This is a genomic window from Pseudomonas sp. S3(2024) (genome assembly GCF_036861315.1).
Taxonomy (GTDB): Bacteria; Pseudomonadota; Gammaproteobacteria; order Pseudomonadales; family Pseudomonadaceae; genus Aquipseudomonas; species Aquipseudomonas putida_A.
This window is the reverse complement of sequence record NZ_JAZAQQ010000009.1, coordinates 85,016-99,230: the sequence shown is the minus strand read 5'-3', so window position 1 is coordinate 99,230 and position 14,215 is coordinate 85,016. Positions and strand designations below refer to the sequence as shown.

General features: G+C 60.6%; 12 protein-coding genes. 9 read left to right on the top strand and 3 right to left on the bottom strand.

All coding sequences use genetic code 11. The features are described 5' to 3' along the window. Both VLA07_RS21740 and VLA07_RS21735 read left to right on the top strand, forming a co-directional pair. Positions 1–1,203: an HlyD family secretion protein gene (locus VLA07_RS21740; protein WP_247268598.1), complete on the top strand. Its 1,203-nt coding sequence runs from the start codon at positions 1–3 to the stop codon at positions 1,201–1,203. A 138-nt stretch (positions 1,204–1,341) separates the two neighbouring features. Continuing rightward, positions 1,342–2,871 carry a DHA2 family efflux MFS transporter permease subunit gene (locus VLA07_RS21735; protein ID WP_047597558.1) on the top strand — a complete coding sequence of 510 codons (1,530 nt, stop codon included), beginning with the start codon at positions 1,342–1,344 and terminating at the stop codon, positions 2,869–2,871. Positions 2,872–2,995: 124 nt separating this feature from the next. On the opposite strand, the gene lpxH is transcribed toward VLA07_RS21735, so the two are convergent. Both lpxH and VLA07_RS21725 read right to left on the bottom strand, forming a co-directional pair. Then, positions 2,996–3,748, bottom strand: coding sequence for a UDP-2,3-diacylglucosamine diphosphatase (lpxH, locus tag VLA07_RS21730; protein ID WP_333991268.1), 753 nt, complete (start codon positions 3,746–3,748; stop codon positions 2,996–2,998). Beyond that, a complete protein-coding gene (locus tag VLA07_RS21725; RefSeq protein ID WP_027614639.1) occupies positions 3,745–4,251 on the bottom strand; it encodes a peptidylprolyl isomerase in 507 nt (168 codons plus the stop codon). The genes lpxH and VLA07_RS21725 overlap by 4 nt, the downstream gene beginning before the upstream one ends. A 251-nt stretch (positions 4,252–4,502) precedes the next feature. Between VLA07_RS21725 and VLA07_RS21720 the strand changes: the two genes are divergently transcribed. Continuing rightward, positions 4,503–6,203: a glutamine--tRNA ligase/YqeY domain fusion protein gene (locus VLA07_RS21720; RefSeq protein WP_047291683.1), complete on the top strand. Its 1,701-nt coding sequence runs from the start codon at positions 4,503–4,505 to the stop codon at positions 6,201–6,203. A 22-nt stretch (positions 6,204–6,225) separates the two neighbouring features. Further along, on the top strand, positions 6,226–7,608 hold the full coding sequence (gene cysS / locus VLA07_RS21715) for a cysteine--tRNA ligase (protein WP_333991267.1): 1,383 nt from the start codon (positions 6,226–6,228) through the stop codon (positions 7,606–7,608). A 205-nt stretch (positions 7,609–7,813) separates the two neighbouring features. Here the strand turns inward: cysS and VLA07_RS21710 are convergent, their stop codons facing one another. After that, positions 7,814–9,661, bottom strand: coding sequence for a sigma-54-dependent Fis family transcriptional regulator (locus VLA07_RS21710; protein ID WP_333991265.1), 1,848 nt, complete (start codon positions 9,659–9,661; stop codon positions 7,814–7,816). Between the two features lie 379 nt (positions 9,662–10,040). Between VLA07_RS21710 and VLA07_RS21705 the strand changes: the two genes are divergently transcribed. The 5 genes from VLA07_RS21705 to VLA07_RS21685 are packed head-to-tail and all read left to right on the top strand — an operon-like array spanning position 10,041 to position 14,201. Beyond that, entirely contained in the window at positions 10,041–11,135 is a 1,095-nt protein-coding gene (locus VLA07_RS21705) for an ABC transporter ATP-binding protein (RefSeq protein ID WP_095138884.1), read from the top strand. Next, positions 11,135–12,244 (top strand): ABC transporter ATP-binding protein, encoded by a 1,110-nt coding sequence (locus VLA07_RS21700; RefSeq protein ID WP_333991264.1) that lies wholly within the window; start codon positions 11,135–11,137, stop codon positions 12,242–12,244. The genes VLA07_RS21705 and VLA07_RS21700 overlap by 1 nt, the downstream gene beginning before the upstream one ends. Then, positions 12,241–13,107: a carbohydrate ABC transporter permease gene (locus tag VLA07_RS21695; protein ID WP_007961995.1), complete on the top strand. Its 867-nt coding sequence runs from the start codon at positions 12,241–12,243 to the stop codon at positions 13,105–13,107. The genes VLA07_RS21700 and VLA07_RS21695 overlap by 4 nt, the downstream gene beginning before the upstream one ends. Positions 13,108–13,117: 10 nt before the next feature. Further along, complete coding sequence (locus tag VLA07_RS21690) at positions 13,118–13,918, top strand: carbohydrate ABC transporter permease (RefSeq protein WP_027614646.1); 801 nt, start codon at positions 13,118–13,120, stop codon at positions 13,916–13,918. Between the two features lie 10 nt (positions 13,919–13,928). Continuing rightward, positions 13,929–14,201: a DUF2160 domain-containing protein gene (locus VLA07_RS21685; protein WP_333991263.1), complete on the top strand. Its 273-nt coding sequence runs from the start codon at positions 13,929–13,931 to the stop codon at positions 14,199–14,201. Positions 14,202–14,215: the final 14 nt, after the last annotated feature.

The window sequence follows — 14,215 nt, the reverse complement described above, 5'->3', positions numbered from 1 at the left end:
ATGGCCACTGCCGAAAACACCCAAACTCAAACCAACACCCCCGACACCGGCAATCCGCGCAAGCGCAAATTCATGCTGCTGGTGCTGGCCGTCGTGGTCCTGCTCGCCGGGGCCGGCGTGTGGGCGTATCACGAATTCATCGGGCGCTTCAACGAAAGCACCGACGACGCCTACGTCAACGGCAACGTCGTCGAGATCACGCCGCTGGTCACCGGCACCGTGGTCAGCATTGGCGCTGACGATGGTGATCTGGTTCACGAAGGTCAGGTGTTGGTCAACTTCGACCCCAACGACGCCGAAGTCGGCCTGCAAAGCGCCCAGGCGAAACTGGCGCGTACCGTGCGTCAGGTGCGCGGTCTGTACAGCAACGTTGACGGCATGAAAGCCCAGGTCAACGCGCAACAGGCAGAAGTGCAGAAGGCTCAGGACAACTACAACCGCCGGAAGAACCTCGCCGCTGGCGGGGCGATTTCCCAGGAAGAACTGTCCCACGCCCGCGACGACCTGACCTCGGCGCAAAACGCCCTGGCCAACGCCAGGCAGCAACTGAAAACCACCAGCGCGCTGGTCGATGACACCGTGGTTTCGTCGCACCCGGACGTGATGTCCGCCGCTGCCGATCTGCGTCAGGCGTACCTGACCAACGCCCGCAGCACGCTGATCGCGCCAGTCACTGGTTACGTCGCCAAACGCACCGTGCAACTCGGTCAGCGTGTGCAGCCGGGCACCGCGCTGATGGCGGTGATTCCGCTGGATCAACTGTGGATCGACGCCAACTTCAAGGAAACCCAACTGCGTGACATGCGCATCGGCCAACCGGTGGACATCGAATCCGACATCTACGGTAGCAGCGTGAAGTACAGCGGCACCGTCGACAGCCTCGGCGCCGGTACCGGCAGCGCGTTCGCCCTGTTGCCGGCGCAGAACGCTACCGGTAACTGGATCAAGATCGTGCAGCGCGTGCCGGTGCGGATTCACATCAATGCCGAAGAACTGGCCCAGCACCCGCTGCGGGTCGGTCTGTCGACCAACGTTGAAGTGAACCTGCACGACCAGAGCGGCCCGGTGCTGGCGCAGCAACCGCCGCAAAAGGCCTCGTTCAGCACCAACGTTTACGACCGCCAACTGGCCGAGGCCGACGCGATGATTGCGCAACTGATCCACGACAACAGCGCTGCGGTGAGCAAGACCGCGCAACGCTGACCTGCACTGACCTTGTAGGAGTGAGCCTGCTCGCGATAGCGGTGTATCAGTCGAGAAAATTGGGTCTGACACACCGCTATCGCGAGCAGGCTCACTCCTACAGGGCTGCGGCGACCATCAGGTTTCATAGGATTCACAATGAGCAATAACGCCTCTTTCACGCCGCCCAGCCTGTTGCTCAGCACCATCGGCCTGTCGCTGGCGACGTTCATGCAAGTGCTCGACACCACCATCGCCAACGTGGCGCTGCCAACCATCTCCGGCAACCTCGGGGTGAGTTCGGAGCAGGGCACCTGGGTGATCACCTCGTTCGCCGTGAGCAACGCGATTGCGCTGCCGCTGACCGGTTGGCTCAGCCGCCGTTTCGGTGAGGTGAAGCTGTTTTTGTGGGCCACCATTCTGTTCGTGCTGGCCTCGTTTCTCTGCGGCATCTCCACCTCGATGCCGGAACTGATCGGTTTCCGCGTGCTGCAAGGCTTGGTGGCCGGGCCGCTGTACCCGATGACGCAAACCCTGTTGATTGCGGTCTATCCCCCCGCGAGGCGCGGCATGGCCCTGGCGTTGCTGGCGATGGTCACGGTGGTCGCGCCGATTGCCGGGCCCATTCTCGGTGGCTGGATCACTGACAGCTACAGCTGGCCGTGGATCTTCTTCATCAACGTACCGATCGGCATCTTTGCGGTGATGGTGGTGCGCTCGCAACTGGCCAAGCGCCCGGTGGAAACCAGTCGCCAACCGATGGACTACGTCGGGCTGATCACGCTGATCATCGGCGTCGGCGCGTTGCAGGTGATCCTCGACAAGGGCAATGACCTGGACTGGTTCGAGTCGAATTTCATCATCATCGGCGCGGCGATTTCGGTGATCGCCTTGGCAGTGTTTGTGATCTGGGAAATGACCGACCAGCATCCGGTGGTGAATCTGCGCCTGTTCGCTTACCGCAACTTCCGCATCGGTACGCTGGTGCTGGTGTTGGGTTACGCCGGGTTCTTCGGCATCAACCTGATCCTGCCGCAGTGGCTGCAAACCCAGATGGGTTACACCGCGACCTGGGCCGGTCTGGCGGTGGCGCCGATCGGCATTCTGCCGGTGTTGTTGTCGCCGTTTGTCGGCAAGTACGCGAACAAGTTCGACCTGCGCCTGCTGGCCGGTCTGGCGTTCCTCGCGATTGGCCTGAGCTGCTTCATGCGCGCCGAGTTCACCAACGAGGTGGACTTCCAGCACATCGCCCTGGTGCAGCTGTTCATGGGTATTGGCGTGGCGCTGTTCTTCATGCCGACCCTGAGCATCCTGATGTCCGACCTGCCGCCAAGCCAGATCGCCGACGGCGCAGGCCTTGCGACCTTCCTGCGCACCTTGGGCGGCAGCTTTGCCGCATCGCTGACCACGTGGATCTGGATCCGCCGCGCCGATCAGCATCATGCGTACATGAGCGAAAGCATCAGTACCTTCGAACCGGCGACCCGCGAGACCTTGAACCATTTAGGCGGCGCGAGCCAATCGGCTTATGCGCAGATGGATCAGATCCTCACCAGTCAGGCGTACATGCTCTCCACCGTGGATTACTTCACGTTGCTGGGCTGGGGGTTCATGGGGCTGATTCTGATTGTGTGGCTGGCGAAACCGCCGTTTGCGGCGAAGGCCGGACCGGCCGCCAGCGGTCACTAAGCAAAACGCGGTCAAAAATGTGGGAGCGGGCTTGCTCGCGAAGGCGGTGTGTCATTCAACTGAGATGTCGACTGAACCACCGCCTTCGCGAGCAAGCCCGCTCCCACATTGGTTTTGTGTTGTGTCAGATGGCAGGTGCTGCCAGTTGTGGCGGCGGAGCAAAGTCGAACGGTGCCAGGGCATACCCGTTCTCATCCACCTGCAACGCCCAACCCTGACGATCCCAGTCCCCCAGCACAATCCGCTTAGCTGCCTGCTCGCCGAGCTGCAGCTTGTGGATCGCCGGACGATGGGTGTGGCCGTGAATCAGGGTTTTCACCGCGTATTGCTGCATGATCCGCGGAATTTCCTCAGGCGTGACATCAACAATGTCATTGGCCTTCATCCGCGTCTGCGCGCGGCTTTCGCTGCGCAGCTTGCGCGCCAGTTTGTGGCGGGTGCTCAGCGGCAGGTGGCGCAGGATAAACAGAGTGATCGGGTTGCGCAGGTAGCGCCGCAGCTTCATATAGCCGACATCGCGGGTGCACAGGCTGTCGCCGTGCATCAGCAGCACCGGCTCGCCGTAAAACTGCACGACACTCGGATCCTTCAACAGCGTGCAGCCGGCTGCTTTGCAGAAGGCCTTGCCGAGCAGGAAGTCGCGATTGCCGTGCATCAGAAAGATCGCCGTGCCGCTGTCGCTCAACTGGCGCAGGGCCTGGCAGATGGAACGCTGGAAGGGCGTCATGGCGTCGTCGCCAATCCACGCCTCGAAGAAGTCGCCAAGGATATACAACGCACTCGCCGAGCGGGCGCGTCCGGCGAGCAAATCCAGAAACGCCCGGGTAATGTCCGGGCGCTCCTCTTCCAGATGCAAGTCTGAAATCAGCAATATCACGCTTCGATGATCTCGGCTTTCTCGATGATCACGTCGTCTTTCGGCACGTCCTGGTGACCGGCCTTGGAAGTGGTGGCCACGCCTTCGATCTTGTCGACCACGTCGGTACCGGCAACCACTTTACCGAACACGGCATAACCCCAGCCCTGAGCGGTCTTGGCGGTGTGGTTGAGGAAGCTGTTGTTGGTGGCGTTGATGAAGAACTGCGCCGAGGCCGAATGCGGGTCCATGGTGCGGGCCATGGCAACGGTGTACTTCTCGTTCTTCAGACCGTTGTCAGCTTCGTTCTGAATGCTTGGGCTCTTGTCTTTCTTTTCCTGCATGCCAGGCTCGAAACCGCCGCCCTGGATCATGAAGCCCTTGATCACGCGGTGGAACACTACGTTCTCGTAGTGACCTTTCTTGACGTATTCGATGAAGTTGGCAGCGGTGATTGGCGCTTTTTCCGCGTCCAGTTCGATGACGATGTCGCCGTAGTTGGTGGTCAGTTTGACTTGAGTCATGATCGCTACTCTTTATAAGGAATTCGTGGTTCTGGGACATTCAGCCCCACAACCGGTTCAGCCTGCTTCGGCCAAGGAGCGCAGTTTAGCGTGACAGGCGCGAATTTCGAGGCTGTTTTTCCAAAACCCTTCGATTAAATGCACTCCTTTATAGGCCGCGCTCTGTCAGCCCCTTGACAGCATCGGCTATGATAGCGGCTTTGTTTTGTCTGGCCCCCTTTGCGGCCGCGCACATGTAAGTCAAGGATCCTATGAGCAAGCCCACTGTCGACCCTACCTCGAATGCCAAGTCCGGCCCTGCCGTGCCGGTCAATTTCCTGCGGCCGATCATCCAGGCAGACCTGGACTCGGGCAAGCACACCCAGATCGTCACCCGTTTTCCGCCTGAGCCCAACGGCTACCTGCACATCGGCCACGCCAAGTCGATCTGCGTGAACTTCGGCCTGGCCCAGGAGTTCGGCGGCGTCACGCACCTGCGTTTCGACGACACCAACCCGGCCAAGGAAGACCAGGAATACATCGACGCGATCGAATCCGACGTCAAATGGCTGGGCTTCGAGTGGTCCGGCGAAGTGCGCTACGCCTCGCAGTATTTCGACCAGTTGCACGACTGGGCGGTCGAGCTGATCAAGGCCGGCAAGGCTTACGTCGACGACCTGACCCCTGAGCAGGCCAAGGAATACCGTGGCAGCCTGACCGAGCCGGGCAAGAACAGCCCGTTCCGCGACCGTTCGGTGGAAGAGAACCTCGACTGGTTCGCGCGCATGCGTGCCGGTGAGTTCCCGGACGGCGCCCGCGTGCTGCGCGCGAAGATCGACATGGCCTCGCCGAACATGAACCTGCGCGACCCGATCATGTACCGCATCCGCCACGCCCATCACCACCAGACCGGTGACAAGTGGTGCATCTACCCGAACTATGACTTCACCCACGGTCAGTCGGACGCCATCGAAGGCATCACCCACTCGATCTGCACCCTGGAATTCGAAAGCCATCGTCCGCTGTACGAGTGGTTCCTGGAAAACCTGCCGGTGCCGGCCAACCCGCGTCAGTACGAGTTCAGCCGCCTGAACCTGAACTACACCATCACCAGCAAGCGCAAGCTCAAGCAACTGGTCGATGAAAAGCACGTCAATGGCTGGGACGACCCGCGCATGTCGACGCTGTCCGGCTTCCGTCGCCGTGGCTACACGCCGGCGTCGATCCGCAACTTCTGCGACATGATCGGCACCAACCGGTCCGACGGCGTGGTCGATTTCGGCATGCTCGAGTTCAGCATCCGTCAGGACCTGGACGCCAACGCGCCGCGCGCCATGTGCGTGCTGCGTCCGTTGAAAGTCGTGATCACCAATTACCCGGAAGGTCAGGTCGAAAACCTCGAACTGCCGCGTCATCCGCAGAAAGAAGAACTCGGCGTGCGCCAGCTGCCGTTCGCCCGTGAAATCTACATCGACCGCGATGACTTCATGGAAGAACCGCCAAAGGGCTACAAGCGCCTGGAGCCGAACGGCGAAGTGCGTCTGCGTGGCAGCTACGTGATCCGTGCCGACGAAGCGATCAAGGACGCCGACGGCAACATCGTCGAGCTGCGTTGCTCGTACGACCCGGACACCCTCGGCAAGAACCCTGAAGGCCGCAAGGTCAAAGGCGTGATCCACTGGGTGCCGGCCGCTGCCAGCATCGAGTGCGAAGTGCGTCTGTACGATCGCCTGTTCCGTTCTCCGAACCCGGAGAAGGCCGAAGACAGCGCGAGTTTCCTCGACAACATCAACCCTGACTCACTGCAAGTGCTGACCGGTTGTCGTGCTGAGCCATCGCTTGGCAATGCACAGCCGGAAGACCGTTTCCAGTTCGAGCGCGAAGGCTACTTCGTCGCCGACATCAAGGACTCGAAACCAGGTCAGCCGGTATTCAACCGTACCGTGACCCTGCGTGATTCGTGGGGCCAGTGATTTAGCGTCAAGGAAATATAAAGTGCTGACGATCTACAACACGCTCACCAAGAGCAAAGAAGTCTTCAAGCCGCTGGATGGCAACAAGGTGCGCATGTACGTGTGCGGCATGACCGTGTACGACTACTGCCACCTCGGCCACGGCCGCAGCATGGTCGCGTTCGACCTGGTGACCCGCTGGTTGCGGTTCAGCGGTTACGACCTGACCTACGTGCGCAACATCACCGACATCGACGACAAGATCATCAATCGTGCCCGCGAGAACGGTGAGTCTTTCGACGCGCTGACCGAACGCATGATCGCCGCGATGCACGAAGACGAAGCGCGCCTGAACATCAAGAAGCCGGACATGGAGCCGCGCGCCACGGATCACATTCCGGGCATGCACGCGATGATCCAGACCCTGATCGACAAGGGCTTCGCCTACGCCCCGGGCAATGGCGACGTGTACTACCGCGTCGCCAAGTTCATGGGCTACGGCAAGCTGTCGCGCAAGAAGATCGAAGACCTGCGCATCGGTGCACGCATCGAAGTCGACGAGTCGAAAGAAGACCCGCTGGACTTCGTCCTGTGGAAAGCCGCCAAACCGGGCGAGCCGAGCTGGGAATCGCCGTGGGGCGCCGGGCGTCCGGGCTGGCACATCGAGTGCTCGGTGATGTCCACCTGCTGCCTCGGTGAAACCTTCGACATTCATGGCGGCGGCAGTGACCTCGAATTCCCGCACCACGAAAACGAAATCGCCCAGAGCGAAGCGGCCACCGGCAAGACCTACGCCAACGCGTGGATGCATTGCGGCATGATCCGTATCAATGGCGAGAAGATGTCCAAGTCCTTGAACAACTTCTTCACCATTCGTGACGTGCTCGACAAGTACCACCCGGAAGTCGTGCGTTACCTGCTGGTGTCGAGCCACTACCGCAGCGCGATCAACTACTCGGAAGACAACCTCAAGGACGCCAAGGGCGCACTCGAGCGTTTCTACCACGCGTTGAAAGGCCTGCCGAGCGTTGCTCCGGCTGGCGGCGAAGCCTTCGTCGAGCGTTTCACCACGGTGATGAACGACGACTTCGGCACGCCGGAAGCCTGCGCGGTGCTGTTCGAGATGGTGCGTGAGATCAACCGTCTGCGCGACAGCGATCTCGACGCGGCGGCCGGTCTGGCGGCACGTCTGAAAGAACTGGCGAGCGTGCTGGGCGTGTTGCAACTGGAAGCCGATAATTTCCTGCAGGCGGGCGCCGAAGGGCGTGTCGATGCCGCTGAAGTCGACGCGCTGATTGCTGCACGTCTGGCGGCACGCGCCGGCAAAGACTGGGCCGAATCCGACCGCATCCGCGACCAGCTCACCGCCATGGGCGTGGTGCTGGAAGACGGCAAGGGTGGTACGACCTGGCGTCTGGCTGACTGATTGCCTGATCCGCTTTAAAAACAAAACCCGCCGTGTGCGGGTTTTTGTTTTTGGGGGACGCTGTGGTTTTTGTGGTGACGGGACTGGCGCCTTCGCGAGCAAGCCCGCTCCCACACGGGTCATCGGTTACGCCACCAATCCTGAGTCGGTCGCAAACCCCTGTGGGAGCGGGCTTGCTCGCGAAGAGGCCCACAAGGCCGACGCATCATTCAGCCTGACGCAAGCGCTTGTACAGGGTATTACGGCTCACCCCAAGCCTGCGTGCCAGATGCGAAATATTCCCCCCGGCTGCTTTCAACTCCCGGTTCAACGCTTCCACATCATTCAGATCCAGCCCCAGCGGCTGCACGCTCTCCACCGGCTCCATCTCCAGATCGACAAAAAAGTCATCCGGCAGATGCTCCGGCCGCACCGGTTGTTCCTCGGCCATCGCCAGCGCCACCTGCATCACGCTGCTGACCTGACGCAGATTACCCGGCCACGGGTGCCGCTCGAACAGCTCCAGCACTTCGCGGCTGAGCCCGGCCCATTGCGTCGGTTCGCGATGCTGCTCCCACAGGCGTTTGAACAGCGCCTCTTTATCACTGCGCTCTCTGAGCGGTGGCAACTCCAGGGTCAGACCGCCGATGCGGTAATACAGGTCCTCACGAAACCGCCCCAGTTGCACTTGTTCGCGCAAAGAGCGGTTGGTCGCCGAGATGATCCGCAGATCCACCGCGAACAACTCGCTGCTGCCCACCGGTTGCACACAGCGCTCCTGCAACACCCGCAACAACCGCGCCTGAGTCGGCAACGGCATGTCGCCGATTTCGTCGAGGAACAGGGTGCCTTTGTCGGCTTTGCGGATCAGGCCGATGCTGCCTTTCTGGTTGGCGCCGGTGAACGCGCCTTTTTCATAGCCGAACAGTTCTGATTCCACCAGTTCGGCGGGGATCGCCGCGCAGTTGACGGCGATAAATGCCTGTTTGCTTCTCGAACTGGCCTGGTGCAGGGCTTTGACGAAGACTTCCTTGCCGACTCCGGTTTCGCCGTGGATCAGCAGCGGAATGTCTTTCTCCAGCAGGCGTTCGGCCTGACGCACGGCTTTCTCGACGCGGCTGTCGCCAAAGTGCAGGGAGTTGAGGCTGATCGTACCCGGCACTTTGATCGGTGCTGCGGTGGGCTTGGGTTCGGCAAATACCCTTGGCTGAATCGGCACTTGTTTCGGCCGCTTCAACAGGCACTGGAAGCGGTTGCGCCCGGAGGTCTGCAGGGCGAACGGCAATCCATCCGGCTGATTGATCAACTCCAGCAGCGACACGTTGAACAGGCTCTCGACACTGACCCGCGACAGGCGCACGCCGAGCAGATTGTCCGCCCGACGATTGGCCGACAGCACCTGCCCGCTCTCATCGAAAATCAACAAACCGGCCCACTGACTGTCGAGGTTGTTCAACCCGGTGTTGAAGGTCAGTTGAAAGTGCTGGCCATGGAACAGGTTGAGGATCAGCCGGTTCTCCACGGTCTGGCTCATCATCTTGACCATGCCCAGCGTGTGCGAGGGCGGCAGATAGCTGTCGCTGGACACGTCGAGTACGGCGATAACTTTGCGCTCGGCATCGAATATCGGCGCGGCGGAACCGGTCATGAAGCGGTTGGCTTTGAGAAAGTGTTCATCGTGTTCGATATGCACTGCCTGTTCGCAAGCCAGCGCGGTACCGATCGCGTTGGTGCCGCTGCAGCGCTCCATCCAGCTCGCCCCGGCGCTAAATCCTCGGGCCAGGTTCGGCTCGATAAAGCGCTGAGTGCCCCACGAGGTCAGCACCTGGCCCTGATGGTCGGCGAGCATGATCAGGCAATTGGAGTTGCTGAGGATGTTCTCGTAATACGGCAGCACTTCCTGATGGGTGGTTTGCACCAGCGCGTGGTGACGGTCGAGCAACTGCGCGATGCCGGCGGCGGGCAATTGATCGAAGGCCGGGGCGCTCTGGTGGTCAAGGCCGAAGGCGCGGCAACGTTGCCAGGAGGTCTGGACAATCGCGTCGTGGGACAGCGGCGGGGCAGGTGCGGCCATGGTGGTGGGCCTCTGAAGGGCATTTTATTGTTGTTATGGCACTGCTTTCAAAACCAACACAGATCAAAACTGTGGGAGCGGGCTTGCTCGCGAAAGCGGTATATCAGACACATTTACATCGACTGACACACCGCCTTCGCGAGCAAGCCCGCTCCCACATTGGATTTTCATCGTTCACAGAATGGGCAAAAAGCGTTCATAGAGTGTTGTTCACAATTGTTCATTGTCAATCGCCCAACTGTTCAAATGTGTTCAGCAATGAACGCCCATTCCCGGCCTTTTCAGCGCTTTTCACGACAAATCAACCACTTGCCATTTCTGGCACGAATGTCGCTCTGCTGCACAGGTCGCTTGACTCCAATAATAAAAAGGCCGAGCCATGTCACTCACCCTGGAGCACGTCAGCCGCACCGTCGAGGGCCAGACCTGGATCGACGATGCCTGCCTGAAATTCGAACCCGGATCCTTCAACGTTCTGCTCGGCCGCACGCTGTCCGGCAAGACCAGCCTGATGCGCCTGATGGCAGGCCTGGACAAGCCCGACAGCGGCCGGATCCTGATGAACGGCGTCGACGTCACCCAGCGCCCGGTACGTCTGCGCAACGTGTCGATGGTCTATCAGCAGTTCATCAATTACCCGACCATGACCGTGTTCGAGAACATCGCCTCGCCGCTGCGTCAGGCCGGTGTTTCCAAAGAAATCATTCATAGCAAAGTGCTGGAAACCGCGAAGATGCTGCGCATCGAGAAGTTCCTGCAGCGCTATCCGCTGGAGCTGTCCGGCGGTCAGCAGCAGCGCACGGCGATGGCCCGGGCGCTGGTCAAGGACGCCGAGCTGATCCTGTTCGACGAGCCACTGGTCAACCTCGACTACAAGCTGCGCGAAGAACTGCGCCAGGAAATGCGCGAGCTGTTCAAACTGCGCCACACCATTGCGATCTACGCCACCACCGAGCCCAACGAAGCGTTGGCGCTGGGCGGCACCACGACGATTCTGCACGAGGGTCGGGTGATCCAGAGCGGCCCGTCGACCTCGGTCTACCACCAGCCGCAAACCGTGCTGGCGGCGGAGCTGTTTTCCGAGCCGCCGATCAACCTGATGCCCGGGCGCATCGCCGGCAACGAAGTCAGCTTCGCCAACTTCGTGCACTTCCCGCTGAACGTCGATCTGCGCCCGGTGGGTGAGGGCGAGTTTCGCTTTGGCGTGCGCCCCAGCCATATCTCGCTGGTGCCGAGCAACGATGACGATCTGGAGTTGGCGGTGACCGTCGAAGTGGCCGAGATCAGCGGTTCGGAAACCTTCCTGCACGTGCGCAACGAGCATTTCCTGCTGGTGCTGCACCTGCCGGGGGTTCACGAATACGACGTCGATGCGCCGATCCGCATCTACATCCCGACTCACAAACTGTTCGTGTTCGATGCGCAGGGCCGTCTGGTGCAGGCACCGGGCCAACGTGTCGCGAGGGTTGCCTGATGGCCGAAATCCGTTTGCAGCACCTCGCCCACAGCTACAGCAAAACCCCGAGCGGGCCTGACGATTACGCGATCCGCGAGATGGACCACATTTGGGAGCAGGGCGGCGCGTATGCCTTGCTCGGCCCTTCGGGTTGCGGCAAATCGACCTTGCTCAACATCATTTCCGGCCTGCTCAGCCCCTCGCAAGGGCATGTGCTGTTCGATGGCAAAGCGGTCAACGACCTGACCCCGGAGAAGCGCAACATCGCCCAGGTGTTCCAGTTCCCGGTGGTCTACGACACCATGACCGTGTTCGACAACCTGGCCTTCCCCCTGCGCAATCAGGGCATGGCCGAGGCGAAAGTGCACAGCAAGGTACAGGAAATCGCCGAAGTCCTCGACCTGCAAAACCTGCTGAGCAAGAAGGCGCGCAACCTCACCGCCGACGAAAAACAGAAAGTCTCCATGGGCCGTGGCCTGGTGCGTGACGACGTCTCGGCGATCCTCTTCGACGAGCCGCTGACGGTGATCGACCCGCATCTGAAATGGAAGCTGCGACGCAAGCTCAAGCAGATCCACGAGCAGTTCAACATCACCATGGTCTACGTCACCCACGATCAGCTCGAAGCTTCGACCTTCGCCGACAAGATCGCGGTGATGTACGGCGGGCAGATCGTGCAGTTCGGCACGCCACGGGAATTGTTCGAACGGCCGAGCCACACCTTTGTCGGCTACTTCATCGGCAGCCCGGGGATGAACCTGATCGAGGTGCAGCCGCAGCCGGGCGGGGTCGGTTTCGCTTCGACGCACTTGCCACTGTCCGACGCCTTGCAACGGCATATCGAACACGGTCAGTGGAAAAATCTGAAGGTCGGCATCCGCCCGGAGTTCATCCATGTCTGGGACGAGCCGTTTGACGAGGCGATGCAGGCGCGGGTGGTTCACGTCGAAGACCTCGGCACCTACAAGATCCTCACCCTCGACCTCGACGGCGCGCCGCTCAAGGTGCGTCTGGCCGAAGACAAACCGGTGCCGCAGGGCACGGCGTACATCAGTTTTCCGGCGCAGTGGCTGATGGTTTATGCCGATGAGTTTCTGCTCGAAGCCGACGACGAGGTGCAGCCATGAACAAGGTGCAGAACAACAAGGCCTGGTGGCTGGTGTTGCCGGTGTTCCTGCTGGTGGCGTTCAGTGCGGTGATCCCGATGATGACCGTGGTCAACTATTCGGTGCAGGACATTTTCGACCAGTCCAGCCGCTACTTCGTCGGTGCCGACTGGTACAAACAGGTGCTGCTCGATCCGCGCCTGCATGACTCGCTGTTGCGTCAGTTCATTTATTCGGCCTGCGTGCTGTTGATCGAAATTCCGTTGGGTATAGCCGTCGCCTTGACCATGCCGACCAAGGGCCGCTGGTCGTCGGTGGTGCTGATCATTCTGGCGATTCCGCTGCTGATCCCGTGGAACGTGGTCGGCACCATCTGGCAGATCTTCGGCCGCGCCGATATTGGACTGCTCGGTTCGAGCCTGAATGCGCTGGGCATCAGTTACAACTACGCGGCCAACACCATGGACGCCTGGGTCACGGTGCTGGTGATGGACGTCTGGCACTGGACGTCGCTGGTGGCGCTGCTGTGTTTCTCCGGGTTGCGGGCGATTCCCGACGTGTATTACCAGGCGGCGCGGATCGACCGCGCCTCGGCGTGGGCAGTGTTCAGGCACATCCAATTACCGAAGTTGAAAAGCGTGCTGCTGATCGCGGTGATGCTGCGCTTCATGGACAGTTTCATGATCTACACCGAGCCGTTCGTGCTCACCGGCGGCGGGCCGGGCAATGCCACAACCTTCTTGAGTCAGACCTTGACCCAGATGGCCGTCGGTCAATTCGATCTGGGGCCGGCAGCGGCATTTTCGCTGGTGTACTTCCTGATCATCCTGCTGGTTTCGTGGCTGTTCTACACCGCCATGACCCATTCCGACGCCAACCGCTGAGGGCCCGGCCATGAGTAAGAGAAAGCTGATTCCGCTGCTGGTGTACATCCTGTTTCTGCTGGTGCCGATCTACTGGTTGCTGAACATGTCGTTCAAGAGCAACACCGAAATTCTCGGCGGGTTGACCCTGTTCCCCCAGGATTTCACCTGGCACAACTACAAGGTGATTTTCACCGATCCGAGCTGGTACACCGGTTATCTCAATTCACTGTATTACGTCAGCCTGAACACGGTGATCTCGCTGAGTGTGGCGCTGCCGGCGGCCTATGCGTTTTCGCGCTATCGCTTCCTCGGCGACAAGCACCTGTTCTTCTGGCTGCTGACCAACCGCATGGCGCCGCCGGCGGTGTTTCTGTTGCCGTTCTTCCAGCTTTATTCGTCGATCGGGCTGTTCGACACGCACATTGCCGTGGCCTTGGCGCACTGCCTGTTCAACGTGCCGCTGGCGGTGTGGATTCTTGAAGGCTTCATGTCTGGCGTGCCCAAGGAAATCGACGAAACCGCGTACATCGACGGCTATAGCTTTCCCAAGTTCTTCGTGAAGATTTTCATCCCGCTGATTGGCTCCGGCATCGGCGTCACGGCGTTTTTCTGCTTCATGTTTTCCTGGGTCGAACTGCTGCTGGCGCGCACGCTGACCTCGGTCAACGCCAAACCGATTGCCGCAGTGATGACCCGCACGGTGTCGGCCTCGGGCATCGACTGGGGCGTGCTGGCGGCGGCGGGGGTGCTGACCATCCTCCCGGGGATGCTGGTGATCTGGTTTGTTCGCAACCACGTGGCCAAGGGCTTTGCCCTCGGTCGGGTCTGAGGAGCGCATGATGGAATGGATGAGCTGGACCACCCCCACCGCGGGGTTCTTTATCGCCATCGGCCTGTTGCTGATGGGCATGACCTCTTGGGAATTGCGCTCGCCGAGCATCCTGCGACGCGGTTTTCTGCCGATTGCCACCACCCGTGGCGATCGCTTGTTCATCGGTCTTCTCGGCAGCGCCTACCTGCATCTGCTGGTAATCGGCGTCACCGACTGGAGCATCTGGGTAGCGTCCGCGCTGTCTCTGGTGTGGCTGTTGGTTGTGATGCGCTGGGGCTAGTCGAGTCGCTCGGC